This window comes from Flavobacterium sp. IMCC34852 (genome assembly GCF_030643905.1).
Classification (GTDB): Bacteria; Bacteroidota; Bacteroidia; order Flavobacteriales; family Flavobacteriaceae; genus Flavobacterium; species Flavobacterium rivulicola.
Genome location: NZ_CP121446.1, coordinates 2518534 through 2544101, shown reverse-complemented (window position 1 = coordinate 2544101; position 25568 = coordinate 2518534). Strand labels below are relative to the sequence as shown.

Sequence of the window (25568 nt, the reverse complement as noted above, 5' to 3'; positions counted from 1 at the left end):
TTTAACTATTTTCAACAATAAGAATCTCCTCCTCACTCAACCCATACAACTCATAAACCATAAAATCAATTTCACGCTCTAAAGCTGAGGTATCGGCTTCAGGGTTGTCTAATTTATGAGACATTATATTATTAACAAGTTGAGTTAAGATGTTTTCATAATTATTGTTTAAAAGAAAGGGAAGGTTATCTATTTCATATCCATTAACATTACTGCTAGTACTTCTAGTCTTGAATAAAAAATTATATAATTTAGAATTTAATAATGCTACCAATAATTCTAAACTATAGTCTTTTGGCTTTAGTATATAGTTACAAGAATTAGCGAGAAATGAATTTTCATTTACAATAACAGCTTTTATTCTTCTTCTTTCATTAACACCTGTTAATCCTTGTAGAGCAATTCTTTTGGTATAAGAATCATTAAGTTTTTTTTCTGAAACTATAGTTTTTAAAACATCTAAATTTATGTACTCAATTTCACCTTGAGATATCTCATGATTTTCAGTTTTTAAAATAAATCTGTCTAATTGAACACCTTTAATCAAAATTGGTTTTGAGTTGTCCTTTGTTAATGCTGGTTTACCAAAAGTCATATCAATTTCACCTGTTAAACAAGATGATAGTTTACCCAGCTTAACCAAATCTTCATTTTTATAAATTTTTGAAAGTAAAGCAAATGATTTTGAGTCAGTTAAAGGTATTTGTAATAGTTCTGAATTCAATTCTTTTAAGTCACTTACAGTAAATTTTGACCGATTCTTCTGTATGCTTCTTTCGTAAGAAATACCTATGTCAAATTTGTTTACGTTATCAATTTTAGTAGTTAAAATTATAGCTGTGGACATTTTTACATCTTCAAAAACTCTTCTACTACTATTGTCTCTCTCAGGAAACGCATCAACTTTTAACAAAGAATTTTTCTCAAAAATATATTTTCTTAAATTGACAGAAGTAGTGTCAGTTAAAATACCATAGGGTATAATCATACATTGGAAACCAGATTCTGAACTTATAGAAAATCCTAATGCATAAAATATTTTTGCAGCATTTATAATTCCACCACTCGCTTGTGGAAAATTCTCTTTTAGATATTTTATTGAAAGTTCATCAGTTTCTAATGAGATTTTTTGGTTTTGTTTTTTATTGAAAAGACCATAAGGCGGATTCCCAATCACCACATCAAACCCTACAAAATCTCCTGTATCGTTTAATACTTCAGGAAACTCAAAGCGCCATTCAAAGGCATTTTCATATATCTTATTGCTTTTTATTTCTTCGAGCTCGGTTTCTAATTTTTTAACATCAGCCGCTAAGGTGTTGGTGCGCTTGTTCCATTCGGTTTGCTCTTTTTTAGATAGCTCAAACATACCCACTTGTTGGGTTTGGTTAAAGAGTTGTCCTTTCAGTTTTTCCAGTTTTAATTTTTTAGGGTCGTTACTGGCTATTTCGCTTCTAAAATTGCCTTTAATGTCGGCAATCAATTCCTCCATAGTGCGTTTTTGCTCTTTACTTTCCGCATTGCGGTAGGTTGCTACGGCCAGTTTGTAACTTTCAATATTCCATTTGCTTTGTTTTAGTGCCTTTTTTAAATCGGCATCCAAAGTAAAGCGCGAGATTAACGAGTTCCCGCATTTAATGTTGATGTCAATATTCGGTAAGGTTTCTAATTCGGTTTCGTTGCGGTAGTAAGCATTTTTCAACAACTCAATCCACAAACGCAAACGGCATATTTTAACAGAGTTTGGGTTAATATCTACCCCAAACAAACAATTTTCTATAATGGTTTGCTTTTCATGAAACAAGGTTTCTTGCAAGCGTTGGCTTTCTTTGTTTTTTGGGTTGTAAGTAAAGGGTAGACCGTCTTCATCGGTGACAATTAACTCATCGTTTACAATGTCTACTTGGTATTCTTTTAGACGTTTGCCTTCGCGGTCAACCAACACTTTTAAGTCGTGCTTAATCGCAATCATTTCATTCAAGGCAGAAACCAAGAAGTGCCCGGAACCCACTGCTGGGTCGCATATTTTTACGCTATTGATAATGGTGTTGGCTTCATTTAAGGTAAAGTCTTTGTTTTGTAATTCTAAAAAGTCTTCACAATTCCAACCTTTAGTTTCATTAAACTTTTGGACCACCGCACGGCGTATAGTTTCTTTACACATATACATGGTAATGAAACTAGGGGTATAAAACGAACCGTCCTTATAGCCATTAATCTTTTCAAAAATTAATCCTAGTACCGAGGCGTTAATTAAGGTTTTGTTGTCTTCTTGTATTTCCTCACTGCCTTCGCTGGCAAAATCGTAAGCGTCTAAAAAGTCAAAGAAATAATCAATGGCTTTATGCGTGCCGGTTAATTTTTTACCGTTGACATCCTTTATAACTGTTCCGCCTAATAATTGTAAAGGGATGTCGTCTTCTAAACCGGAAATAAATAAGGTTTGGTGCTCTAACTCGGTAGGCTCAAACAACGAACTATTCAAATAAGGTACTTTAGCAAACACCGTTTTAACTCGGTCGTTGCGTTCTTCGGGTTTCTTGGCTAACACCATAAAGAACAAGGCATTCAAATTGTCATAATCGTGCAGCAAGCCTTTGTGCAGAAACGCATAACTTTTGTCGCCTTTGTGGTAACTAATCAACTGAGCTTCTAACAACTTTAAAAACAGAATACGATTTACCCACGTAATGCACAATTCTAAACCAATCGTAAACAAGCGTTCTTCGTGGGTGTCGCCATATTGTTTTACATTGGGTAAACGCGATAATTTATCCAAACTATCCAATTGGTTAATCACATTTTCCAATAATGAACCGGCATTCCTTTGTCCTGCTTTAGAGCGTTCAATGAGTTTTTTACCACCTTCTTTGGTTTCGGTTAAACCAATCAAATGCAGTAACTCGTTGTAAAAGTTTTTGTCTAAGGAGTTGCTGTCATTGGCAAACGATAATTTTAATAAATGCTCGGGTGACAATAGTTTGTATAATACAATCAGTTTAGTATCATCGGTTTTGTCGGCATTGCGTAAAATTTTATCGTAAGTTGCTAAATCAAAATAAGTATATTCCAATTTATCCAGTACGGTATCAATGAAAGGTTTGGCAATTTCTTTATAGAAAAAGTCGGTATTGGTCCCCGAAAGTTTACCTTCTTCAAAATCTTGAAATTGTTTGACTAAACCTTTATTCTGAGCAAAAAGTTTATCGAATAATTGAGCATCAAAAATGTACCATTCGTTTACATTGGTAGCGACAACATTTTTTACTTCAAGGTTTTTATGGGTAATGCGCTCGCGCAAGAAATACAAAACCATTTCTTGCAATGCTTTACTGTTGATGTTTTTTTGAGAAAGCATTTCTGCTTTATTCGAAGGGCTTTTGGCTTCTATAATAACCCCAACATTGGTTTTGGCTTCTTTGCCGGTATGAATTACTAGGTCATTTCTTCCTTTAGTATTGATGAAATGATTAGGCGAATAATAGGTATTCTTTAAAAAATCAGAAATTAAGTTCTTATGAAACTCTTCCGATTCTTTTTCTTTGATGCTGTCTAAAAGAAGAATTAAGTTTTGTTTAAACAACTCAATCCCAGTTCTATTGGGCTTTATTTTTAAAAAGGCCTTATTAAGTGCTTTTCTTGGTTCTATTAACATTTGTTTTATTTTCTTGAGTCTTCCAAACATACCAAATTTCCCACACATAAACAATCCCCATTAATGGGGATTATCAACAAGTATTCTAAAATAAAATTCTTACGAGTAGCTTGTTTTGGGGATGTTGGAAGGTAAATATACTTAGGTAGCTTGTTTGGTTTTTACGGTTTTCCGTATTACGAGTAAATAATCATGGGGCTATTCACAACTCGAACTTTCAACCCGCATCTCATTGTGCATACTTTTCCGTTTTGAAAAACATGCACACGATAAAAGTGCATACTTTTCACTTTTGAAAAACATGCACACGAGTCAGGTGCATACTTTTCCGTTTTGAAAAACATGCACACGATAAAAGTGCATACTTTTCACTTTTGAAAAACATGCACACGAGTCAGGTGCATACTTTTTCGTTTTGAAAAGCATGCACACAATAAAAGTGCATACTTTTCCGTTTTAATAAACATGCACTTCCCTTTTATGGCTTGATAATTAGGGTACTAACCAAAGATCTATGAGGAGAAAATCTCAGGAAATTAAGGGCTTGCTGGGGTTTTCCCAAGAGGAAATGGCCCAGATTTTACAGCTTCACCGCAATACCGTGTCTCGTTTTGAGTTGGGTCACACTATAATCCCACAATCTTCAACCATACTATTGGGCGCTATGTTGCGGTACAGCCAATCGCCCGAAGCCAAGGCTGCCCTGCCCGCAGCGCTGGAAGAGCAGGAGCTAAAGCAGGCGACAAAGCTTCAAAAACTGATTAAAGAAAACGAGTACCAATACGAGCGGTTGAGCCGAAAACTGATTAAGGCCCAGGCTGCTTATGCTAATAATGAAAATGCTGTGAAGCTCCTGTATTTCCTGCGGGAACGCGCTGCAGAGCTGCCCGAAGTCTCCCCCGAGGTGCTACAGATGTTGGAGAATAGGGTGGAAGCTTCTTTTAAAAAACTGAGTAAGGACGATGTGTTAGCTTTGGAATTGCAGGTTGATTTATTGGTTTACCAAAAAATGCTTTTGGAAAGAAAACAATACCAAATTGGTGCTAAGGCTAATGAGAATAATGCATTACAAAATTTAAAAGATTAATAAATTGATAGTTTTTATGTTAAAATAATGATAAATAATTCTTAAAATATAATTTTCGGCACAGTGTTCGTCAATGGGTTTTGCATTATTAATCATTAAATTTTTAAATCATGAATTATTCAATTTCAAATTTAACGTTAGTTGCCGATTGTAACTCGTTATTAGCCTGGGCGGCCAGAGAAAAAGCCGACTTGAATTACAAGAAGATTACTATTGAGCGTGTGGCTCAGAAATATGCCGAGACCTCGGTAGGACTGGATGCCGAAATCCAGGGAGTGATTGCGGAGATTGCCGCTAACGACACCATCATTTCGGTTTTACCCGAAGGGCCTACTAAGGAAGAAGCGTTAGACAAGAAAGTCAGACTCGAGTACAAAAAGTTTGTCTTAGAAAACCGTAAAGAGAATTACGGCACTGTAGCGTTGCTGCAGAAAGAATCAGAATTGGGTCGTATAGACCAGCAAATTCTTGAAGTTGACGCCTTTGTGGCGGCAGTAGAAGCCAGAGTACTTGCCTTAGCGGCTTAAGTTAGAGGAGCGCCCCCCCGCGGGGGGCGCTTTTTTTTATGTAAAAAAGTATCCATCCTAAATTATACTATTATGAACCAATCCCTAAACATAAGAAAAACACTGGGAATTAGCCAAAAGGAGTTAGCCGATATTCTGAATATCAGTTGTAAGCGCCTATCGCAATATGAAAATGAAACCGCAGTAGTACCCAAGGAATTGTATAACGAATTAGACCTCATTTACAGCTATATGAAGTTGGCCATATCCTACAGGGTTGATTTAAACACCATGTCCGACTGTATGACACAGCGTAAAGCAGTAGAACAGCTGCTTAAAGAAAATAAAAAGCAACGCGACCAGATTTCAGACCACTTGACAAAAGTGGAACTCAAGTACAAAGAGGAGTTGGCTAAAAAGAGTATGCTTTGGCTGTTTGCAAAAGATAAAAAAGACCATCTTTTCTCTAGTTACCAAAGGTTAGAGGATTACTTGAAAAAGCCCTCCGATTTTCCTCAAACGGAAGTTATGATCTACAAGACTAAATTAAACGTTCTGAATTTCGAAAAGGGAAAGCTAGAGGCACAGTGGCGCATGTTAGAATCGAGCATTGAGTACTTGGAAAGTAATCCTGACGTTGATGCGGCAGGGGCAGGGAAGTGAAAAAGGGATATATAAAAATGGGTTTAGATTGAAAAGGGTTGTCCGAGAGGGCGGCCTTTTTTTGTGTTCTCGGTTCTCGATACATTGCTTCGCAACACTCGAACTGACGATAACTGCTTAAAGCAAGATAAGTTTAAAAACCTCAAAACCGTCACTTCGAGTGATTTTAAAAATTAAAAGCGCTAGCTTTTGAGTTTAAAAATACTATCGAGAAGCCTCGCTCGCACAACGGTTCTCGATACATTGCTTCGCAACACTCGAACTGACGATAACTGCTTAAGACAAGATAAGTTTAAAAACCTCAAGACCGTCACTTCGAGTGATTTTTAAAGTTAAAAGTGCTTAGCTTTTGAGTTTAAAAATACTATCGAGAAGCCTCGCTCGCACAACGGTTCTCGATACATTGCTTCGCAACACTCGAACTGACGATAACTGCTTAAAGCAAGATAAGTTTAAAAACCTCAAAACCGTCACTTCGAGTGATTTTAAAAATTAAAAGCGCTAGCTTTTGAGTTTAAAAATACTATCGAGAAGCCTCGCTCGCACAACGGTTCTCGATACATTGCTTCGCAACACTCGAACTGACGATAACTGCTTAAGACAAGATAAGTTTAAAAACCTCAAGACCGTCACTTCGAGTGATTTTTAAAGTTAAAAGCGCTTAGCTTTTGAGTTTAAAAATACTATCGAGAAGCCTCGCTCGCACAACGGTTCTCGATACATTGCTTCGCAACACTCGAACTGACGATAAGTGCAAAACACACCATAAGCGTAAAGACATCAAAACCGTCACTTCGAGTGATTTTAAAAATTAAAAGCGCTTAGCTTTTGAGTTTAAAAATACTATCGAGAAGCCTCGCTCGCACAACGGTTCTCGATACATTGCTTCGCAACACTCGAACTGACGATAACTGCTTAAAACAAGATAAGTTTAAAAACCTCAAGACCGTCACTTCGAGTGATTTTTAAAGTTAAAAGCGCCAGCTTTTGAGTTTAAAAATACTATCGAGAAGCCTCGCTCGCACAACGGTTCTCGATACATTGCTTCGCAACACTCGAACTGACGATAACTGCTTAAAACAAGATAAGTTTAAAAACCTCAAAACCGTCACTTCGAGTGATTTTTAAAGTTAAAAGCGCTAGCTTTTGAGTTTAAAAATACTATCGAGAAGCCTTGTTAGCACAAATGGCTTCCCTCAACAACTGTAATTTACTTTGGTACATATTTATCAATGATGTACTTAGTAATAGGACGTAACGATTTATTTAATACAGGATGGTACCCGTCTCCACTGCCGTTGAAATAGTCAATTTCAGTATCACTTATTTTGCAATACCAAACAATGGCTTTTCCTTTCTCAAAAAAGAGTGTTTTGTTGTTGACTTCAATCTTTTTAAAGTCTAAAAGCTTTTCATCTATAGGTTTGATGCTGTTTGTGGCATACAAGCTATTCACTTTGCTATCACATTCCATTACTTCATAATGATCTTTTTGCCATTGCATGCATTGTTTTTCAGGGGCAATAAAACTTTTTAGAACATATCCAATTGATAACAAGGATATAAAACCAAGAATCAGGTACAATACTCTTTTGTATAATGTTGTCGTGGGTTTATTTTCCTTTTCAGTAAATACTTGGTTTGTTGGTAATGGGGTACGGCTTACTTTTCCATCTTTAGCCATTCCCAGATATTTGGCATAGGGTCTTGGGTTAAAATCAATAATGATCGCAGCAAGTCCAACCCGGATTTGGTTTTCGGTATCTTTTTCTCTTTTCAAGAAAGAAATTATGGGTTTGAACTTATCAATATTACAACGAGATATGGAGTGCTTTAAACTTTCATCAGGCTTTGTTTCAAAAAACGCTTTCATCAATTCTTCATCCGCCTTAGTCAAATCCTTATCACATTTCATACTACAAAAATCCCTTAACTGAGCCGGTGTCGGCGTCGCTAAAATCCCTGAAAGATCTTCGAGTTGAGCCAGAGAGTATCGCTCTAAAATAGCTTCTTTATAAGATTTAAAAGTATTTTTTTTCATAAAAGAAATTGAATTTTCGGAATTACACGGAAACATCGGAAATACCGGAATTCCCTATAAACACTGCAACAAAAACCCCATTCCTTTGCTTCAGAATTAGTTCTTGTTCTGTTTCGCGATAAGAACAAATGTACAAAACTAGTTCAAACAAAGTGACGCTATACAGTGCCGAATTTTTATTCGGGAAGTATAAAATGACGGTTCTGTAGCAGCGCACTTCACTTCCCAAAACGGTATTTCAAATACAATGATTCCGCAATGGCATTTGCCTTTGCCAAGGCTTCGGGCAGCACCCGAACAGCCACTCCTATGTCAAATTTTTAACAAACAAGATTATGAAAAAAATACTTTTATTTTCGTTTTTTATCGTGTCATCATTGGGAATGACTTCGTGTACAACAGACTCAGTTGCTGAAACCGCACCTGAACTAACTACCACAGCGGATGATACGGGAGGGCAATCCGGAGGATTATTACCACCGCCTCCACCAAAACCGTAATTTTTCAGCAGAAATTATAACGGTCTGAATTAAATTGAATAATTTCGGGAAATGATACTCAAAAGGTTAATTTTCCCGATTTTTTTATTTGGTATGCTGATGCTGTCTTGCGATGGTGGTAATACTGTAGTGCCTAATGAGGAGAAGGAAAGCTATAGTCAATTGGTCGAAAAGGCTTTTCTTCAATCAAATGCCCAAAAATACGACAGTGCTTTCTACTATTTTGAAAAAGCCAATGGCGTCGCTACCAGTAAAGAACAAAAGGCCTATGCTTTGTATCAGATGGCAGAATTACAAAGGTTTTTTTGTGATTTCTCCGGTGCCGAGACTACTGCTACAGCAGCCTATGAAAACTGTGATAGTCCAAAGTATCTACCTTATGTATACAATACTTTGGGGATAGTGTACCAAGAGTTATACAACTACGATGAGGCCATTAAATATTTCAACAAATGTTACAATGACACTTTGAATGAAGTCAATAAGTGTATTGTAAAGAATAATATTTCTCTTGTTTATCTTGACAAAAAAGATTTTAAAACAGCCATCAACATTCTAACGCCCATCTCTCAAAACGATTCTCTTGTAAACGAAAAGTTGGTTTATGCCAAAGTACTCGACAATTTGGGATATGCTTATTTTAAAACAAATAATCCCAAAGCTAAGGATTTGTTAAACCAATCTTTAACCATTAGGGATAGTTTAAACAATGCCCTCGAGTTGACTTCGTCTCTAATGCACATGGCGGAATATTATCAAAAAAGCAATACAGCACTCGCGTTTGATTTTGCCCAAAGAGCATATGATGCCGCACAAACGGTACAAAGTCCCGATGATAAGCTCGAAGCGCTAAAGTTTATGATTTCAACCAGCGAACCCGGTAAAGTTAAGGCATTGGCATTACAGCAAATTGAGCTGTCGGACAGTTTGACCAAAGTGAGGCAAACCGCTAAAAATCAGTTTGCCAAAATTAAATACGATTCCCAAAAGGCATTAGAGGAGAAAGAAAAATATAAAACCCAGAAAGAGTGGTCTATTGTGATTGCTATGTTTGTAGTGTTGGCATTTATGGGCCTTATTTACTTCATCCGAAAACGAAACAAAAAAAGAGTATTGGCTTCTGTACATGAAACCGAAAATAGGATTGCCAAAAAAATTCACGACGAATTGGCGAATGATGTCTTTCAAACCATGACTTTTGCCGAAACCCAGGATTTGCAAAACCCGGAGAAAAAAGAGTTGTTGATAGAAAATTTAGACGCTATTTATGGCAAGGCAAGGGATATTTCGCAAACTAACAGTGAGATTCCTACCGATGAAAGATTTGGAGCTGTTTTACTCGATTTAATTACCGGATTCAACAGTGAAGAAGTCAATATTATTACAAAAAACAGCTCGGCAATTGATTGGGGTAAAATCAATCGGGAGTCTAAAAATGCGGTATACAGAGTTATTCAAGAGTTGTTGGTTAATATGAAAAAACACAGCAATGCTGATTTGGTAGTATTGGTTTTTTCGAATGAGCCTAAGAACATTGCAATAAAATATACCGACAACGGAAAAGGATTGGCCACGGCAGAAATCAACAAAAAAGGATTGCAAAATGCGGAAAACCGTATTCATGCAGTAAAGGGAACCATTATTTTTGACCATGAAATCAATAAAGGATTCAGAGTTATTATCCAAATACCCAAGTGATTATGTTTAAAAGAGTATTAGTTGCCGAAGATATTGACAGTATTAATATAGCCGTAATGCAAACCTTAACCGATTTGCAAATCGAGCATATTGACCATGTTAAATATTGTGACGATGCGCTACTCAAGATAAAAAAAGGGCTCAACAGCGGCGAACCCTATGACCTTTTTATTTCGGATTTATCCTTTGAACCCGATCACCGAGAAGTTCGAATCCAATCGGGCGATGTGGCTATTGAGCAAATCCGTGTGCTCCAACCCGAAATCAAGATTATTGTTTATTCTATAGAAGACAAAGGCTTCAAAATAAAATCGTTATTGGAACAAAGCAAAGTGAATGCATATGTCCACAAAGGACGCCACAGTATCGACCAATTAAAAGCGGCTATTTTGCAAGTCTCAAAAAGTGATGAGATTTATTTGTCACCCCATTTGGCCCACGTTCTAAGAGACAAATCCACCAGAGAAATTGATGATTTTGATGTGGAATTGATCAAGCAACTATCCATAGGGATCACCCAAGACGAATTGGAAAACCGATTCAAAGAGTTAGGCATCACCCCCAATAGTAAAAGTACTATTGAAAAAAGATTGAGCAAACTCAAAGACCACTTCAGAGCCAACAATACGGTTCATCTTATTGCTATTGCTAAAGACTTAGGAATAGCGTAATTACCATTTCTTGATTTATTATGCTCTTTACGGAAATCCGTAAGGAATACTTTTTTATTAGCCATAAGTTTGATTATTAATTCAAATAATCAACGACATGAAAAAAATTACTTCCCTATTATTGCTGTGCCTTTTGGCATCGTGTAACGTAGTTACAACTTATTATCAGATTTATGAAACTAAATCAGAAACGGTAAAAGCTTCAGGAAATGCAATCGTATTTGAAGATAACAATTGCAAAATAAGCTATAATCTTTGGTCTGAAAGTGGAAATGCTGGCTTCAATTTTCACAACAAAACCAGTGAAGTGATATACTTACAACTTGACGAAAGTTTTTATGTAATCAACGACAAAGCCTACGATTATTACCAAAACAGAATCTTCATAAACTCGAGCAATACAGCTTCTAAAACAACCAAAACAACTGGCTTCTCACAATTGGGTTGGTTGGCTTTGTCCGGTTATAACTCAACTACTTTGGCTACCAACAGTACAAGTGGAGTAGAGGTAATAGAAGTGAAGTCAATAGCTGTTCCTCCAAAAACTTCAAAAACCATATCCGAATTCAATATCAATCAAACAGTTATCAGAGATTGTGACTTACTTCGTTTTCCATCTTCAAAACAAACAAGTACCAAAACATTTTCAGAACAATCAACCCCAATTCGTTTCTACAACAGTATCACCTATAAGTTAGGCGATAAAGTCAACAAGGTTAAAAACGATTTTTATGTTTCACAGATTACTAATATAGCGTCAAAAGATGCTGTTAAACTAGAGAAGAATGCTTTTTGTAATCAAAAAAATGGCGGTGAAACAAGCGTTTTTAAAGATAGTTCTCCTGCTAAATTCTATGTTACTTACACTAAAACCCAAGCTGACACTTGGAAATATTAGTTTTCGATTGATGAAAATAAGACAATTGCTGATAGGACATTTACTGATGCTTTGTCTTGGTAGTTTTATCTATATATTTTTTAGGACCACCGATTTAAAAATGTTTCAATGGATTGATTACATCGGTTTTTCAAAACAGTTACAAGAGATAAGACAAACACTAGCTCCGGTTAAAATGATAATTCCGGAATGGATACTCTTTGCTTTGCCCGATGGTCTTTGGATGTTTTCTTATATGAGTTTAATACTATTGGTCTGGGAAAATAATATAAGCAAAGAAAACATAGTTTGGATATTTATTATCCCTTTTATTGCTCTACTTTCAGAAGTATTACAGATAATAGAGATAATACCGGGAACCTTTGACAAGCTCGATTTAGCTATGTATTTACTGGGGGTAGGCTTGCCATTTATTTTTTATAAAAAAACAATAACACTAAAATTAAATTAAGAATGAAAAAAAGAATACAGCATTTAGGTTCTGCCCTAATTTTCGTTGCATTTTTAGTAATGGCTTTTGGAAGCGAAGATGATAAGCAAGATAGTTTCAACTCGGACGGAACTCCCAAGACCGAAAGACAGATTGAATTAGAGAAACAGTTTAGCGCGTGGGATGGTTCACATCCTGGACTTACTAAAATGATTAAAGAGGCAATGAATGATCCCGATAGTTACGAGCATGCAGAAACTAAATATTGGGATATGGATGATCATTTAATTGTCTTGACTACATATAGAGGGAAAAATGCATTTGGAGGCGTAGTTAAGAATTTTGTAAAAGCAAAAGTTGATTTGAATGGGAATGTAGTTGAAATAATAGAGGAAGGACCATAATGTTTTTTTGTGTTTACGGATTTCCGTAAAGAATACATTTTTATTGGATTTAGGTTTGTACAACATCCAATGGTTAAAAACGCTTAATCCATATTGAAGTCATAAATCAAGGTTAATATGAACAGAAAACACAGTACAGACCGTAATGGCGCACCTTGGTCAGAGGAAACCAAGCAATTAATATGGAACAAGGCCACAACCATTCCCAATTATCCGCCCGAATTATGGCGAAGAGACCTTTGTGGCTTTGCCATTCGATATACAGACCATGGCGATAGAGACTCTATGTATGGTTGGGAGATTGACCATATTTACCCGGTAGCTATGGGAGGCAATGATGATTTAAATAATCTTCAAGTCCTCAACTGGAAAAATAATGCCGAAAAAGGAGACAGCCTTATTTGGTCGTGTCCCCGATAATATAATTGTGGATGCATTTGTGCCGGGATAGTTATGCATACGGCTGTTCCGGTGGCAAGTGCTAAAGAATTTAATACTAACTTTTAATACACAAAAAAATGAAAAAAATCATAACCATTCTATTGATTGCATTACTCACGTCAATAAGTTCATACGCTCAGGATGTGAAAAAAGAAATCGAAAAGGAAAAAACAAAAATGGATGTGTTTGCTTCTAAAACTGGAACGATTATAAAGTTTACCGACTATAATCTTAACAGAATTAAAACTTCTTATGCATCTTCTGAGGCGAGAATTAGAAAAATTAGCTCTGGAACTTCTTCAACTTATTTTTTTCAAATTGTAAAATCCGGACAGTATAGTAATTCAACAGCATCAATTGAATACTCAGATTTATTAGAGGTCATAAAAGCCTTAAGTTCTTTAAAAAATGAGGTTGAAAAAGATATTACTGCTAATCCTGATTATTTAGAAAACAAGTTTACCACTGTAGATGGCTTTAAAGTTGGGTATTTAATTAGTAAAGGAAAAGTAACTTGGTATATCCAATTAGAAAAATATGGTTCAGATAATACTTTGTTTATTGATAAAGTAGAAACTATTGAAGCCTCATTTGAAGAAGCAAAAAACAAAATGGAAGAACTTAAAAAATAACAATATGTATTTATTCTTTGACACAGAAACAACAGGTTTGCCCAGAGATTGGAAAGCACCTGTAACAGATTTAAACAATTGGCCTAGATTGGTTCAGTTAGCTTTTTTACAATACGACAATAATGGTAATAAAATTTCAGAAGGAGATTTTATCATTAAACCTAATGGATTTATGATACCAAAAGAATCCTCTGATATTCATGGAATTACTCATGAAAAAGCGCTGAATGAAGGTGTTGATTTACAAAGTGTTTTAAATCATTTTCATTCTCTTATAAATAATTCAGAAACATTAGTGGCTCATAATATGAGTTTTGATGAAAAAATTATGGGTTCAGAATTCTTACGATCCGGTATGAATAATAGCATACCCGCAAAAAAGAAAATTTGCACTATGCAAAGCACTACAAACTTTTGTAAAATAGAGGGCTACTATGGCTACAAATGGCCAAAATTATCAGAGTTACATTATAAATTGTTTAACTTTGATTTTGATGAAGCACATAATGCTGCTGTAGATATTAACGCTACTGCAAAATGTTTTTGGGAGTTAAGAAGGCAAGGTATAATTTAATAACAAGGTAATGAAAAATATAATTATCGAAGCAGGTCGGAACTTAAAAACTATATTAATAGATTATACAGAAAAAGATGGTTCTAATGAAGGCTGGAGAGAAGTTGAACCATACAGTTTTAGAGAGAAAAATGGAGTTTATTTTTTTTATGGTTTTGACATTAAGAAGAATGGAATCAGAGGATTTTTATTTGATTCAATAAATGATGTACAGATTACTGAAAATAGTTTTAAACCGAGGTGGGAAGTTGAATTTTAATAATTAGTAATTTTTAATGGAAAGATATAGAAATTCAAGTGGAAATTCTGGAGTGTACGGTTATGAAATAGGAAATGATTTTATTAAAGTCAAATTCTCATTTTCTTCTAAGATATATATCTAAAATTTTGGAAAAGCTGTAAGCTATCATGTCGAAAAGATGAAATTTTTAGCAAGAAATGGATCTGGCTTAAATTAATAAATTAACAATTTTGTAAAATACAATTATGATTAAAAGGATTGAAAATATTTCAAATTTTGGCATTTACAAAAATTTCAATTGGAACTCAATTTCTGGTTTGGTAGATTTTAGCCAAAAAAACTTATTCTATGGTTGGAACTATTCTGGAAAGACTACACTATCAAGGATCTTTAGCTCACTTCAAAACAAAAAAATATTTGATAGTTATTCTTCAGGTGATTTTAAAATTATAACTGACACAAATTCTTTTAATAAAAGTAATTTAGAGACATTTCCTTTTAAACTATTGGTTTTCAATTCTGACTACATAAAAGAAAACTTAAAATGGGAACTTGACAATAATATAAATGCCATTTTCTTTGAAGTTGGTGAAAAAGCAAAAATTTCAGAAAAAATTAATGTGTTAGAACGGGAAATTTTAAAAATAAATGGAAGTGATGAAGTAAAAGGAGAACGGGAAAAATTTAATAATGATATTAATGCTTTTGAAATTTTTGAAGACAATCTATTTACAAATGAATCAAGAAGAATTAAAAATGAGGTGTTCTCAAGTCTAATTGAGTTTAACAAAGGGCATTTCAAAAAACAGTTGTCACTCGTTGCACAAAATATAAGCAGCTTCAATTTAAAAAAGGATGAAATTGAAAGGCTAAATAAAATTGTGAAAATTGAGAAACCAAAACCTGAAATTGATACAGTTGTTTTTGATTTTCAAATAAACTATCTAATTGATGAAGTAAACAAAATGTTAATTTCAGAACCTAGTAAACAAGACGTTTTGCAAATATTAGATAATAGTTCAGATGCTTTTCAATGGGTTAAAAAAGGATTAGAAATAAACAAGGAAGATGAAAAATGTTTGTTCTGTGATAATATCATTTCTAAAAATAGAATTGATATTCTTAATAGATATTATCAAAATCAAGCTGCTAAACTAAGAAATTCCTCTCAGCTAATACTAGAAAGAATTAAGGTAGAAAAAGAAAGTTTGAAGAATATAAATTTTCCCAAAAGTATTCAAGAAATTAATGATGGATATCAAGAACAATATGCAAAATCAAAAAAAGTTATAGATAAAGAGATTACAAAATATATTAAAGAATTAGTAAAGGCAGAGAATCTACTAAGCCAAAAAATTGAAAATAAAATTTACGAGAAAGTTCATCCTTTAAACAATTATGATATTGCTTCCATCCAAAAAGCAGCAGAAAATATTAACGAAATATTAAATCAGAATAACAAATTTTCTAGAGAATTCGACGATCTGATTCAATCTGAAAGAAACAAATATATTAATCATCTAGTTGGACGGTTTTTAAAAGAAAATCAATATCTATCGAAACAACTAAAATATGAGAAGTCATTAAAAGAAATTGAAAAACTAAATGCTAAAATAGATACTAATCAAAAGGAAATTGAAAGATTAAAGGCCCTGAGGAATAGTGCAGAAGAAGGCAGTTTACAATTCGATTATTTCATTCAAAGTTTTTTAGGGAAAGAAGATATTAGAATTAAATATAACGAAAGTGTACAAAAATACAATCTATATAGAGGTGATGAAATAGCAAAACATTTAAGTGAAGGTGAAAAAATGGCAATTTCATTTTCACATTATTTAGTTACCCTTAAAAGTCTTGAATTAAAAAATGAACTAAAAGACACAATTTTATTTATTGATGATCCTATTTCAAGTTTAGATGGAAATCATATTTTTCAAATAAATGCATTATTGAAAGACTTTTTATATAAGAAAGTAGATGACCCTAATAATGTTAATCAAAAAATGTGGATTCAGAAATGCAAACAACTATTTATATCGACTCATAACTATGAATTCTTTAATCTTTTAAAGGAAATGCCAACTCAAAAAGGTTATAGATATAAACGTGATGAATCAAGATATTTTATTTCTAGAAAATTAAATGAATCAGGAATTGTAAATCTTCCAAAAGTTTATGATGATTTTAAATCAGAATATCATTATCTTTTTAAGTTAATTACTGAGTTCAGTGCTGAATCTACTTCGGAGAACGTTCTTATTATGCCAAATGTTTTAAGAAGATTTTTAGAAATTTATACTCTTGCAAAATATCCTAGTACTGAAGAAGTAGATGATAGAGCTACTGAAATATGGAATACTGAAATTTCTAAAAGAATTTGTAAACCTTTCCACTATTTCAGTCACTTTAACAATATTGACAGAATTGGTCAACATAGCGAATTACTAGCTGATATAAGTCAATCTTGTAAGGAACTCATTAAGCAACTCAAAAAGGATAAAACACACTATAAAGCGTTACAAGCAACATTATAATTATGTCAACAATAAAACTCAACCAACAACTAAAACGTCTCGAAATACAGGAATTCGAAATCGAAAACCAAATCGTCTTCAACTATTTTGACAATTTACCATCAAATGAAAGAGATGACAAACTTCTGCGTGCTATTTATATTGGTGTTTTAGCATTAATGGAAGACCGAATTTCAGCCTTCCTTGCTAAAACCAATAACGAACTGGGTACAGAATTGGAAAGTCTCAAAATGATTTTCGAGATGAAAAAGGAATTGTTCTATAAGTCAACAATTAAAGGAGCACTGGCTGAAGATGATATTGCAGAGTACTTGAATAACTATTTCACGGAAAAGCGATTAAAAGATCGGGCTTTTTTAACTGGAAATGCAGCGGGTAATTTGTCAAGGAACAAAACAGGTGATATCATTTGTGAAGTAAATGGTTCCTCAGATTTAAAGATAGCCATAGAATGTAAATTTGATAAAAGCATCCGTTTCGGTGAGATTGAAAATAAAGAAATTTTTACCCGTAAAACAGATACCGCTTGGAGTCAGTTGATAGAAGCACAAGCAAATAGAGACGCAAAAGTCAGCATGATTGTTTTCGACATTTCATTGGTTGACAATTCTATTCTCAAAAATTTTGACAACGTCGGTTATATACCTGAAATAGGTTTTGTAGCTATTATCAATTCTCAGAAAGGCGACTACTCCAATCTCGCAATTGCCTACATGTTGGCTAGGGACATTGCCCTTAATGCAAAAAATGTCGAAATAGAAAAAGATGTTTTGGCAATGATAGTAAACCGTATCATAAAGGATATCAATCAAATACTCTCTGTTAGAACATTGGTCCATGCTAATATCGAAAACAATAAAGAAATATTAAAGCAACTGGAAAAATCGATGTTGCTGATGGAATTTAATCAAGAGTATTTAAAACGGTTTTTAATTCAAGGCACTTTGACAAAAAAGGACTTATTGGATTTTTACATGGGTGATGATATTAAAGATAAATACAAATTAATTGAGAAAGATATTGATGGATTGTAGATTTGTAAATGAGAAAAAATCTTTTGATTACAAGCTATGAAAATCAAATTACTATTTCTTCACCTTATACTCGGGATTTTTGCAAACGCCCAAGTCAAAATCCTAACTTGGAACGTTGAAAACCTCGGCAGCTCTAAGTCAGACAGCACCATTACCTATATCGCCAACACAGTTAAAGATTTTGATATAGTCGCCTTGCAAGAAGTAGTTGCCGGCTACGGCGGTGCTCAAGCGGTTGCCAAACTAGCTGACGAACTCAACCGTAAAGGCGCCAAATGGGATTATGCTATTAGTGACCCAACGAGTAGCTCAGCCTACAAAACAGAGCGTTATGCTTTTCTTTGGAAAACGGCTAAAGTTAGATTGGTTAATAAACCTTGGTTGGAGGAAAAATTCAGTTTGTTAATTGACCGTGAACCCTATTATGCCACGTTTGAATACAATAAAAGACAATTCACCTTAGCTAATTTCCATGCTATAACCAAAAGCAAACAACCCGAAACTGAGATTAAACATTTCAAAAACCTTCCTTTGCAATACCCCAATTTAAATATTGTTTTTGTAGGTGATTTTAATTGCCCACAATCACACACTGTTTTCAATCCATTAAAAAAGATGGGATACAAACCTGCTTTTGAAAACCAAAAGACATCACTAAAAAAGAGCTGTGAAAATAATAATTGTCTTTCCAATGAATTTGATAACCTCTGGTACAATAGCACTAAAATAGCGGTAAAGAACCCCAAAGCCATTCATTTCTATAAAGATTTTAATGATTTTGCCAAAGCCAAAGCCGTTTCAGACCACATTCCTTTGTCACTGGAGTTAGAAATTAAGTAAACCATTTGACATGATAAAAACAATACACAACTTAACTCGAGTCATTATAATCATTGTCTTGTTTACGCTTTTTAGTTGTAAACAAAAAGAGCAGGAACAAAGACAAGGCTTTGTACCCGCTAACTCAGAAGAATTTACCGATGAAGAATTAAAAACGGTTCATGTAGACAGTAGTTACAAATACGAATACAGAACCGGAACTAGTGGTGATTACGGTTATAATTATGACGTTTCAGGCTATGATGCAAATGGAGACGAAGTTACCGGTAATGTAAGTATGGAAGATAAATATGGTACCGGAACCATTACCAATACCGATGGCGAAGAAATTGACGTGGATGTTGAATGGGTTGATTATGGCGAATTAAAAGCAACAGACCCAGACGGAAACGAATACGAACTCACTGTTGATTAAATTCTTATCTTTATAAAACTTTAAAAGTCGTCCAATGAAAAAAGCAGTCTTACTTTTGGTTTTCGTAACCTTAACTTCATTTAATGGTATTGCTGATAATGTATACATCTGTAACAGTAAAGGAGCCAAGAAATACCATTTAAAGGAATTCTGCCGAGGATTGAGTGCTTGCAAGCATGAAGTCATCAAAGTGACTCTTAAAGAAGCCAAAGAAAGAGGATTAGATTTATGTGGTTGGGAAGATTAGTAATGTTCTTTTCTAATCTAAAGTTATCAAAGTAGCTCCAATAGCTTCTCTCAGTTTAGGGGTCACTTTGGTTTCTTCTGCAAAAGAAGCCCAATTTTTTATAACATCACTGGTTTGCTGAATGATATCAGACGCTTTTTTAATATTCATTGATTTAGCCACAGTCAACATATCCTCTTTCATAATATTACTTCTTTTCCCGTTAATGCTCAAGGCATGTTGACTTACCCATTCGCTACCCGGTCTGTAGGCGTGGCAAATGTCATAGGCTGGAGCTAATTCCCAAGCTTGGTCTTTTTTCATACGAAAAGCAAAATTTTTGGTATGGTCATCGCAGTTGCGTGCCATAACATTAAAGACCATTCTGCGGAACATTTGTTCGGCTTGAGGATAGGGAAGTCGCAACAGTCGCATGGTTTGGAACAGTTGTTCGTAGCTGTAGCTATTTACATTGTTGAAGTCAAAGTGTTGCATGGCACAAAAGGTTTGAATGTGGTGTTTTATATCGCCGTCTTCACGGTCAAAACGTTGTGTCATGAAGTGTGCTCTACCATTTTCTTCTAACAATCGGCAGGCTGTCATTTCAATTTTGCAGGCTTTGGCCATAAGATAATAGGCCATTTCTACGCGACCATATCCTGTTGAAGCGCCAAATTGACTATCGCTTACACCATCTAATTTGATTAACCAATGGTTGAATCCTTTGGGTGCTTTTGCTTGCCCTGATTTGATTACTCCCGTTTTTTCATTGTAGGCAATAATGGCTTTTGGCCGAGCACCACCGGCAGAAGTTCCAATTTTCAGGATGTCCATTAACGCTTTTTGTTCATCGTTGTTCAGGTTGGTTTCAAAATCATTCCGGTTGTTGACCACTTCTTGTGTTATTTTGACCAAGTTGTCCATTTCGATAGTGAAGGCAGTTTGATTGGATTTGAAGTTTACCGGTTCAAACTCTAAAGCACCCATCCCACGCGTACCAATAAAACACAATAACTCCACCGGATTTAAACTGTTTTCCGGACGGCCATTTTGTGCTAACCATGCATTTATTAATTGATTCCCATATTTGTCGGGCATTACATCGGCGAGTAATCCCGGTAATCCTTTGAAGGTTGCATTTCTAACTAAATCAGGGAAGGAAAAAATTCGGCTTGCTTGGTTTAATGGCATTTTTAAAGGAGCCACTTCCCAATTGTTTGCTATGAATTTTGGATCATATTCGAAGTTGGCCGTTTGGGTGTTGGCATCCCATGCTACAGCGCCCACCCGTTCATTCCAAAGATTTATAAAGGCGGTTGTAATCATTACCAGTCGGATTTATTGTCGTTAGAATTATTTTTGCCTCTAGCCCTTTGTCTTTTGTTTTGTTCCAATTTGGCCAACTGCAATGGACTAACTTGTTCTTGCACTTTAAACACGTCCATGATGTAGAGTAGATTTAAGACTCTGAGGACTTGCAGTAGGGATTGCAGTGTTATTTTCTCTCCTTTTTCGATTTGGGTTATGGTTGAACGGTTGATGCCTGCTTCTGTTGCCAGTTGCTGTTGGGTTTTATTTTGTAACAAACGATGATGTTTTACAAAAGCCCCAATAGTTTCTACTAAAGCGGCATCACTCATTGCTAACCAATTATTGCTTGAAAAATCCATCATAAAAGTCTTTATTTGCACTTAATGCTGATTATTTCCAACAAAAATATGAAAAAAAATACAAATATGAAGTTTTTTATCATTTATTATTGTTGAATGGTTTATCACGGTCATTAATGCGGTGATTACGCTTCATAATTACCGCATTTTTGCGGTGAAAAGTAATATCAATTTAGTATGAGGTTTTAATTGTAAACATCGAGTTGAGCACGGATTATAAATCTGCGCCATCGGGCTTCAGATTTGATATTAAGAGGAGGAAGCCCGGTGGGCTACAAGTACCCGAACTTTAGTTCGTGATTCATAGCAATAAATCTCGGGATTACTTGCGGTGATCCCTTGAGGGGGAACCTTGCAAAGGAAAACCCTAATGCCTTTGAAAAAGGCATTGGTTTTTTAATTTTACAACGGCTTACAAAAGCGAGCTTTTGACACCGCTATAAAATTAAAAAACCCGAAACGAAAGTTTCGGGTTTTCCTTTGCGGAGAAAGAGGGATTTGACTACCTATTTCAACATATTCTATAACAGCTCGTTACAATTGAATTTTTATTTGGGTAACCGATTTTACCCCCTTTTTAATCGTAAATAATTCATTTCATTTGTGAGTTGTAAATATACTCATTTGCAATGATATAGCAAATTAAAATTCAATAAACATTACTAAAAATTGAACAAGTTGTTCAAGTATTTGATTGTGCATATCTTGATTATAATCTTTCTGAAGTATTTTTCAATTTTAACCAAAAATCAAGTGAGTTACTTGTTCATATTTTATGCCACTATATGTACAGAACTCTTCAATAGTTAGAAACTCATTTTCGAACTTATTGAGGTCTTTTTTTATCTTTTGCATTAATCTAGTACTTTGACGATAACTCTTGCCTGTTATTCGTTGTATGTCCTTCGGATAGATGCATACCCTCTGATTATTCAATTTCATACTTTATCTGTATGTCTTCAAACTAAAGTGGACTTTTCCTTAGAGAGTATTTAGTTAATAATTCAAAGATAAATGATTTTGTTTTTTGTTGTCAATTTTGTTTTTTGGTACTCATTTCTGCGATTCATAATCGCAATTGTCTTTAATCTTTCGCGTTCTTTTAAAATCAATTCTCCTCTTCCAAAATAGACATCTGCCGGGGTTAAGTTGTTTAATGATTCATGATAACGTTCATTATTATAACGATAAACAAATTTTTCTAAAGCTGCTTCTAATTCTTCTGGAGCGAAGTAATTATCGAGTTTTACCACGTTTTTCATGGTTCGGTGATAGCGTTCAATTTTTCCTTGTGTTTGCGGATGATTGGGTCTGCCGTGAACCTGATCCATTTGATAATTGTCTTTTAAATACGATTTTAATTCGCTTGCAATGTAACACGAGCCATTGTCTGACAAGAGTTTAGGCTTTTGTTTAGTTACCAATTTTGCTTTTTTAATGGCGGTATCAACCGTCCGCTTTACATCATCGGCTTTCATAGTTGAACAAAGCTCCCAGTGCACGATATATCGGCTGTAATCGTCCAAAACTGTACTGAGGTAATACCAACCCCATCCCAAGATTTTAAAGTAGGTAAAATCGGTTTGCCACATTTGATGTACGAAGCCTGTTTTATCTTTAAATTCATCGGCTGCACTCAGAAAAATATGAGCCGGAGCCGTTATTAATCCTCTCGCTTTCAAGATGCGATAAACACTGGATTCGGAGATAAAAATCTGTTGTTCATCAGTCATTTTATAGGCCAATTCACGGGATGATAAGTCGGGATAATCCAACGCTAATCTTACCACTAGGTTCTTCTGCTCTTGCGGAATACTATTCCATTGCCTGTTTGCAGTTCGTTTAGTTGGAATCAATCCATCCACACCATTTTCACTGTAAGCGTGATACCAATTGTAAAAAGTACTTTTGTTGATTCCAATCTCACGAAGTGTTCGATTAACCCCAATTTCAGAACGAGTAACCATGTGAATAATCTCTTGTTTTTCGGATACTGTAAGACACATATATCTCTTGACTTTTACAGTGAGTCCAGCATGGACAAGCTTTTTTTTACGATATCATAGCGCAATACTAAATCAGCAACCATTTCCTTTAATCGTTGGTTTTCACGGCGGAGTTCTGCTACTTCATCACTGGTAGCTTCTCTTGTTGTATCTCCTGATAATCGTTTCTTCCTGCTTCTAAAAACTCTTTATTCCATTTGTAAAACTGCGATTCATTAATAGAATATTTGCGACATAATTCAGCAACAGACATCTCAGCTCGTAAGGCTTCCATAACAATTTGGATTTTCTGTTCCGAGGAAAAGATTCTTCGGGTGTTTCTGCGAATTTCTTTAATGTAGTTTTCGGTAGTTTGTTTCTTTGGTGTTTTCATGATAATTCAAATTTAAGGATTTTGAAAACACACTCTTAGTTTTGACCTAAATCAGTACACTTTTTGCTGACGATTTACAGGAGTTGCAACTTCAATTGTTGTTGGTAATTCGGGAGATGAGATAAGTCCTTTTCTTTCACGTTCCCATTTTAAGTTTACATTATAAATGTGATTTTCCATTTTTTAAATTTATTTGCAAAGTGCTATTTTTTAGTTATCAAATTTTATGATTTCAATCATGGTTTTATTTTTTATGAAATAATTATGATTAAATTGATAATGATTAAAATTGTTATTGTTGAAATTTTCCAAAAAGAATGCGCTTTTTTAAGTTCCATAAACTGAAATGCAACTAATAAAAACTTAACAGAAAATAGTGCTAGAATTAAGCATTTTTTTATGAAAGAATCTAAGGGAAGATTGACTATTAAAAAAGTAGCAAATGTCAACAATAGTAATAATGCGAACGTATATGTTAGTTCCTTTTTCATAGTTAAAAAATAAGGTATAAAACAGGAAATAACAATAGCCAAATCAAATCACACATGTGCCAAAAAGCGGCAGAAGCTTCAACATCTTCTATGGATGTTTTTGTAATATTTCGGTTTAAAACAAATAATATGACCAAGCCAACCACAACATGAATTATATGAAACCCAGTTAAAAGCCAATAAAATGTAAAGAAACTATTGGTATCTAACAAATAACCAGCTTCAATTTTTATATAATATTCAACACTTTTTAATACAATAAAAAGCAAACCTCCAACCATTGTAATTTTGAACTGAAAAGAAGCTTTTTCAAAATTATTTTCTTTGAAATTATGAACCGCATTTGCAATAAAAAAACCACTTGCAAGTAATAAAAATGTATTAATAGTTCCAAAAGTTCTATTGAGATGCAAACTAGATTCGTGAAAAAGTTGCGGATTCTCTTTGGAACTAAAAGCCAACGCAACAAGTGCCATTCCGAAGGTAAAAAGCTCTAAAAAAATAATTATCAACATCAAGATTCCTCCTGGTGGATAGTAAAAATTTTTGTAATTTATTTTTAGGGGTTTTATTTCCATTCTAATAATCTTTTTTCGCCATCAACTTGTTTAATATCAGTTATGTCTTGCGACATTTCAATGACTCCTTTATATTCTTTTTCTGAATTTCGCACAGCAAAATAACGGATGTATATTAATCGATCTTTATAGTTTATCCAAAAAGAAGCTTCGTTTTGTTCTCCTTTTCTGAAAGCTTCTAAAATTTTTAAAACAGTATCAACACTTTTTGGTGGGTGACAAAAGCGAACTTCTCTTCCAATAATCCCAGCACTTCTTGGGAAAACTCTTTCTTCACCTCGGTTATAAAAAATCACCTTATCATTTTCATCTACATAGGTTAAATCAATAGGTAAAGTTTTAAAAAGTAAGTTTGCTTGTTCTACAGTCATATATCCTTCATCATAATGTGCTGCTTTTTCATCAAAAACGACTTCAGTTCTTCTTTCAGTATCTTGTGATGGATGAATGTACTCAGGTTCGTTTGGATAGTTTGGTGGAACATCGGCTAACATCCAACCAATTTCATCTTCCCCTCTTCGCATTAACTTCCAGTCATCATCAGATAAAATTTCTAATGCATTAAGAAATAAAACGATTTCTTCCACTTCCAATAATCTATTTATGTTTTGTATTGCTAATTCGGTATTGTGTTTTGCTGAAATCAAATTTTTGTCTTCAATGTTTTGTCTAACAATTCTAAAGATTTGTCTAATAATATCATGAAAAGACCACATATTTCGTGATGGTCCAGTCCAATCTTTTTGTTCAAGAAATGGGAAAAGTTGATTTTCTTTACGTTCAAAACGCTTTTCAATTGTTGCCAGTTGGTTGAATAAATTATAAAACTTCTGAAAGTCATTATTGATGTCAACGTGAATAAGGTCATCTGTAATAGAATGAATTAGAAGTGTTTCATCTAAATAATTTTGAATTGGATGTCCTTTTTCTAATTTTTTATTTTGGAATTCTGATGTCATT

The 25568-nt window shown here is 34.3% G+C and carries 26 protein-coding genes and 1 pseudogene; 18 read left to right on the top strand and 9 right to left on the bottom strand.

Annotation, left to right across the window (positions count from 1 at the left end; all coding sequences use genetic code 11):
* Position 1: 1 nt before the first annotated feature.
* Complete coding sequence (locus P7V56_RS11030) at positions 2 to 3655, bottom strand: DUF7149 domain-containing protein (RefSeq protein WP_171221868.1); 3654 nt, start codon at positions 3653 to 3655, stop codon at positions 2 to 4.
* 514 nt (positions 3656 to 4169) lie between these two features.
* Between P7V56_RS11030 and P7V56_RS11025 the strand changes: the two genes are divergently transcribed.
* From P7V56_RS11025 to P7V56_RS11015, 3 genes are all read left to right on the top strand, one after another.
* A complete protein-coding gene (locus tag P7V56_RS11025) occupies positions 4170 to 4742 on the top strand; it encodes a helix-turn-helix domain-containing protein (RefSeq protein WP_171221867.1) in 573 nt (190 codons plus the stop codon).
* A 110-nt stretch (positions 4743 to 4852) separates the two neighbouring features.
* Positions 4853 to 5269 (top strand): hypothetical protein, encoded by a 417-nt coding sequence (locus P7V56_RS11020; protein WP_171221866.1) that lies wholly within the window; start codon positions 4853 to 4855, stop codon positions 5267 to 5269.
* A gap of 72 nt (positions 5270 to 5341) precedes the next feature.
* Complete coding sequence (locus tag P7V56_RS11015) at positions 5342 to 5911, top strand: helix-turn-helix domain-containing protein (RefSeq protein WP_171221865.1); 570 nt, start codon at positions 5342 to 5344, stop codon at positions 5909 to 5911.
* A 1210-nt stretch (positions 5912 to 7121) separates the two neighbouring features.
* On the opposite strand, the gene P7V56_RS11010 is transcribed toward P7V56_RS11015, so the two are convergent.
* The gene (locus P7V56_RS11010; protein WP_171221864.1) at positions 7122 to 7952 is read right to left on the bottom strand and encodes a hypothetical protein; all 831 of its coding nucleotides are present in this window, start codon (positions 7950 to 7952) and stop codon (positions 7122 to 7124) included.
* Positions 7953 to 8287: 335 nt separating this feature from the next.
* Here P7V56_RS11010 and P7V56_RS11005 point away from each other — a divergent pair, with 335 nt between their 5' ends.
* The 15 genes from P7V56_RS11005 to P7V56_RS10935 all read left to right on the top strand — a co-directional run bounded on the left by P7V56_RS11005 (position 8288) and on the right by P7V56_RS10935 (position 19511).
* Positions 8288 to 8452 (top strand): hypothetical protein, encoded by a 165-nt coding sequence (locus P7V56_RS11005; RefSeq protein ID WP_171221863.1) that lies wholly within the window; start codon positions 8288 to 8290, stop codon positions 8450 to 8452.
* 51 nt (positions 8453 to 8503) lie between these two features.
* Entirely contained in the window at positions 8504 to 10150 is a 1647-nt protein-coding gene (locus tag P7V56_RS11000; protein ID WP_171221862.1) for a tetratricopeptide repeat-containing sensor histidine kinase, read from the top strand.
* Between the two features lie 2 nt (positions 10151 to 10152).
* Entirely contained in the window at positions 10153 to 10821 is a 669-nt protein-coding gene (locus tag P7V56_RS10995) for a response regulator (RefSeq protein ID WP_171221861.1), read from the top strand.
* A 97-nt stretch (positions 10822 to 10918) separates the two neighbouring features.
* Positions 10919 to 11719, top strand: coding sequence for a hypothetical protein (locus P7V56_RS10990; RefSeq protein ID WP_171221860.1), 801 nt, complete (start codon positions 10919 to 10921; stop codon positions 11717 to 11719).
* Positions 11720 to 11819: 100 nt separating this feature from the next.
* Complete coding sequence (locus tag P7V56_RS10985) at positions 11820 to 12170, top strand: hypothetical protein (protein ID WP_171221859.1); 351 nt, start codon at positions 11820 to 11822, stop codon at positions 12168 to 12170.
* Between the two features lie 2 nt (positions 12171 to 12172).
* Complete coding sequence (locus P7V56_RS10980) at positions 12173 to 12553, top strand: hypothetical protein (RefSeq protein WP_171221858.1); 381 nt, start codon at positions 12173 to 12175, stop codon at positions 12551 to 12553.
* A gap of 117 nt (positions 12554 to 12670) precedes the next feature.
* On the top strand, positions 12671 to 12973 hold the full coding sequence (locus P7V56_RS10975) for an HNH endonuclease signature motif containing protein (protein WP_171221857.1): 303 nt from the start codon (positions 12671 to 12673) through the stop codon (positions 12971 to 12973).
* Between the two features lie 98 nt (positions 12974 to 13071).
* Positions 13072 to 13626 carry a hypothetical protein gene (locus P7V56_RS10970; protein WP_171221856.1) on the top strand — a complete coding sequence of 185 codons (555 nt, stop codon included), beginning with the start codon at positions 13072 to 13074 and terminating at the stop codon, positions 13624 to 13626.
* Between the two features lie 4 nt (positions 13627 to 13630).
* A complete protein-coding gene (locus P7V56_RS10965; protein WP_171221855.1) occupies positions 13631 to 14200 on the top strand; it encodes a 3'-5' exonuclease in 570 nt (189 codons plus the stop codon).
* A gap of 10 nt (positions 14201 to 14210) precedes the next feature.
* On the top strand, positions 14211 to 14459 hold the full coding sequence (locus P7V56_RS10960) for a WYL domain-containing protein (protein WP_171221854.1): 249 nt from the start codon (positions 14211 to 14213) through the stop codon (positions 14457 to 14459).
* A gap of 227 nt (positions 14460 to 14686) precedes the next feature.
* Positions 14687 to 16975 carry an AAA family ATPase gene (locus P7V56_RS10955; protein ID WP_171221853.1) on the top strand — a complete coding sequence of 763 codons (2289 nt, stop codon included), beginning with the start codon at positions 14687 to 14689 and terminating at the stop codon, positions 16973 to 16975.
* Positions 16976 to 16977: 2 nt separating this feature from the next.
* A complete protein-coding gene (locus tag P7V56_RS10950) occupies positions 16978 to 18009 on the top strand; it encodes a hypothetical protein (RefSeq protein ID WP_171221852.1) in 1032 nt (343 codons plus the stop codon).
* Between the two features lie 36 nt (positions 18010 to 18045).
* On the top strand, positions 18046 to 18849 hold the full coding sequence (locus P7V56_RS10945; protein WP_171221851.1) for an endonuclease/exonuclease/phosphatase family protein: 804 nt from the start codon (positions 18046 to 18048) through the stop codon (positions 18847 to 18849).
* Positions 18850 to 18859: 10 nt separating this feature from the next.
* Positions 18860 to 19264, top strand: coding sequence for a hypothetical protein (locus P7V56_RS10940; RefSeq protein ID WP_205959340.1), 405 nt, complete (start codon positions 18860 to 18862; stop codon positions 19262 to 19264).
* A gap of 34 nt (positions 19265 to 19298) precedes the next feature.
* A complete protein-coding gene (locus P7V56_RS10935; RefSeq protein ID WP_171221850.1) occupies positions 19299 to 19511 on the top strand; it encodes a hypothetical protein in 213 nt (70 codons plus the stop codon).
* 12 nt (positions 19512 to 19523) lie between these two features.
* Here the strand turns inward: P7V56_RS10935 and P7V56_RS10930 are convergent, their stop codons facing one another.
* The 7 genes and pseudogenes from P7V56_RS10930 to P7V56_RS10900 form a co-directional block, all read right to left on the bottom strand.
* Positions 19524 to 20816 carry a type II toxin-antitoxin system HipA family toxin gene (locus tag P7V56_RS10930; RefSeq protein WP_171221849.1) on the bottom strand — a complete coding sequence of 431 codons (1293 nt, stop codon included), beginning with the start codon at positions 20814 to 20816 and terminating at the stop codon, positions 19524 to 19526.
* Positions 20816 to 21163 carry a helix-turn-helix domain-containing protein gene (locus P7V56_RS10925; protein WP_171221848.1) on the bottom strand — a complete coding sequence of 116 codons (348 nt, stop codon included), beginning with the start codon at positions 21161 to 21163 and terminating at the stop codon, positions 20816 to 20818. Before P7V56_RS10925 ends, P7V56_RS10930 begins: the two co-directional genes overlap by 1 nt.
* A gap of 1001 nt (positions 21164 to 22164) precedes the next feature.
* A pseudogene (locus P7V56_RS10915) lies at positions 22165 to 23539 on the bottom strand (IS3 family transposase).
* 51 nt (positions 23540 to 23590) lie between these two features.
* Positions 23591 to 23719 (bottom strand): hypothetical protein, encoded by a 129-nt coding sequence (locus P7V56_RS10910; RefSeq protein WP_262887771.1) that lies wholly within the window; start codon positions 23717 to 23719, stop codon positions 23591 to 23593.
* A 71-nt stretch (positions 23720 to 23790) separates the two neighbouring features.
* Positions 23791 to 24030, bottom strand: a complete 240-nt coding sequence (locus P7V56_RS13750; protein ID WP_112112160.1) for a cytochrome C oxidase subunit IV family protein — start codon at positions 24028 to 24030, stop codon at positions 23791 to 23793.
* Between the two features lie 2 nt (positions 24031 to 24032).
* A complete protein-coding gene (locus tag P7V56_RS10905) occupies positions 24033 to 24608 on the bottom strand; it encodes a cytochrome c oxidase subunit 3 (protein WP_171221847.1) in 576 nt (191 codons plus the stop codon).
* A complete protein-coding gene (locus P7V56_RS10900; protein WP_171221846.1) occupies positions 24599 to 25567 on the bottom strand; it encodes a PAS domain-containing protein in 969 nt (322 codons plus the stop codon). The genes P7V56_RS10905 and P7V56_RS10900 overlap by 10 nt, the downstream gene beginning before the upstream one ends.
* Position 25568: the final 1 nt, after the last annotated feature.

Excerpts from the sequence above, each read along its gene's own strand:
- P7V56_RS11030 (WP_171221868.1), bottom strand. The coding sequence starts at position 3,655 with ATGTTAATAGAACCAAGAAAAGCACTTAATAAGGCCTTTTTAAAAATA.
- P7V56_RS11025 (WP_171221867.1), top strand. The coding sequence starts at position 4,170 with ATGAGGAGAAAATCTCAGGAAATTAAGGGCTTGCTGGGGTTTTCCCAA.
- P7V56_RS11020 (WP_171221866.1), top strand. The coding sequence starts at position 4,853 with ATGAATTATTCAATTTCAAATTTAACGTTAGTTGCCGATTGTAACTCG.
- P7V56_RS11015 (WP_171221865.1), top strand. The coding sequence starts at position 5,342 with ATGAACCAATCCCTAAACATAAGAAAAACACTGGGAATTAGCCAAAAG.
- P7V56_RS11010 (WP_171221864.1), bottom strand. The coding sequence starts at position 7,952 with ATGAAAAAAAATACTTTTAAATCTTATAAAGAAGCTATTTTAGAGCGA.
- P7V56_RS11005 (WP_171221863.1), top strand. The coding sequence starts at position 8,288 with ATGAAAAAAATACTTTTATTTTCGTTTTTTATCGTGTCATCATTGGGA.
- P7V56_RS11000 (WP_171221862.1), top strand. The coding sequence starts at position 8,504 with ATGATACTCAAAAGGTTAATTTTCCCGATTTTTTTATTTGGTATGCTG.
- P7V56_RS10995 (WP_171221861.1), top strand. The coding sequence starts at position 10,153 with ATGTTTAAAAGAGTATTAGTTGCCGAAGATATTGACAGTATTAATATA.
- P7V56_RS10990 (WP_171221860.1), top strand. The coding sequence starts at position 10,919 with ATGAAAAAAATTACTTCCCTATTATTGCTGTGCCTTTTGGCATCGTGT.
- P7V56_RS10985 (WP_171221859.1), top strand. The coding sequence starts at position 11,820 with ATGTTTCAATGGATTGATTACATCGGTTTTTCAAAACAGTTACAAGAG.
- P7V56_RS10980 (WP_171221858.1), top strand. The coding sequence starts at position 12,173 with ATGAAAAAAAGAATACAGCATTTAGGTTCTGCCCTAATTTTCGTTGCA.
- P7V56_RS10975 (WP_171221857.1), top strand. The coding sequence starts at position 12,671 with ATGAACAGAAAACACAGTACAGACCGTAATGGCGCACCTTGGTCAGAG.
- P7V56_RS10970 (WP_171221856.1), top strand. The coding sequence starts at position 13,072 with ATGAAAAAAATCATAACCATTCTATTGATTGCATTACTCACGTCAATA.
- P7V56_RS10965 (WP_171221855.1), top strand. The coding sequence starts at position 13,631 with ATGTATTTATTCTTTGACACAGAAACAACAGGTTTGCCCAGAGATTGG.
- P7V56_RS10960 (WP_171221854.1), top strand. The coding sequence starts at position 14,211 with ATGAAAAATATAATTATCGAAGCAGGTCGGAACTTAAAAACTATATTA.
- P7V56_RS10955 (WP_171221853.1), top strand. The coding sequence starts at position 14,687 with ATGATTAAAAGGATTGAAAATATTTCAAATTTTGGCATTTACAAAAAT.
- P7V56_RS10950 (WP_171221852.1), top strand. The coding sequence starts at position 16,978 with ATGTCAACAATAAAACTCAACCAACAACTAAAACGTCTCGAAATACAG.
- P7V56_RS10945 (WP_171221851.1), top strand. The coding sequence starts at position 18,046 with ATGAAAATCAAATTACTATTTCTTCACCTTATACTCGGGATTTTTGCA.
- P7V56_RS10940 (WP_205959340.1), top strand. The coding sequence starts at position 18,860 with ATGATAAAAACAATACACAACTTAACTCGAGTCATTATAATCATTGTC.
- P7V56_RS10935 (WP_171221850.1), top strand. The coding sequence starts at position 19,299 with ATGAAAAAAGCAGTCTTACTTTTGGTTTTCGTAACCTTAACTTCATTT.
- P7V56_RS10930 (WP_171221849.1), bottom strand. The coding sequence starts at position 20,816 with ATGATTACAACCGCCTTTATAAATCTTTGGAATGAACGGGTGGGCGCT.
- P7V56_RS10925 (WP_171221848.1), bottom strand. The coding sequence starts at position 21,163 with ATGATGGATTTTTCAAGCAATAATTGGTTAGCAATGAGTGATGCCGCT.
- P7V56_RS10910 (WP_262887771.1), bottom strand. The coding sequence starts at position 23,719 with ATGGAAAATCACATTTATAATGTAAACTTAAAATGGGAACGTGAAAGA.
- P7V56_RS13750 (WP_112112160.1), bottom strand. The coding sequence starts at position 24,030 with ATGAAAAAGGAACTAACATATACGTTCGCATTATTACTATTGTTGACA.
- P7V56_RS10905 (WP_171221847.1), bottom strand. The coding sequence starts at position 24,608 with ATGGAAATAAAACCCCTAAAAATAAATTACAAAAATTTTTACTATCCA.
- P7V56_RS10900 (WP_171221846.1), bottom strand. The coding sequence starts at position 25,567 with ATGACATCAGAATTCCAAAATAAAAAATTAGAAAAAGGACATCCAATT.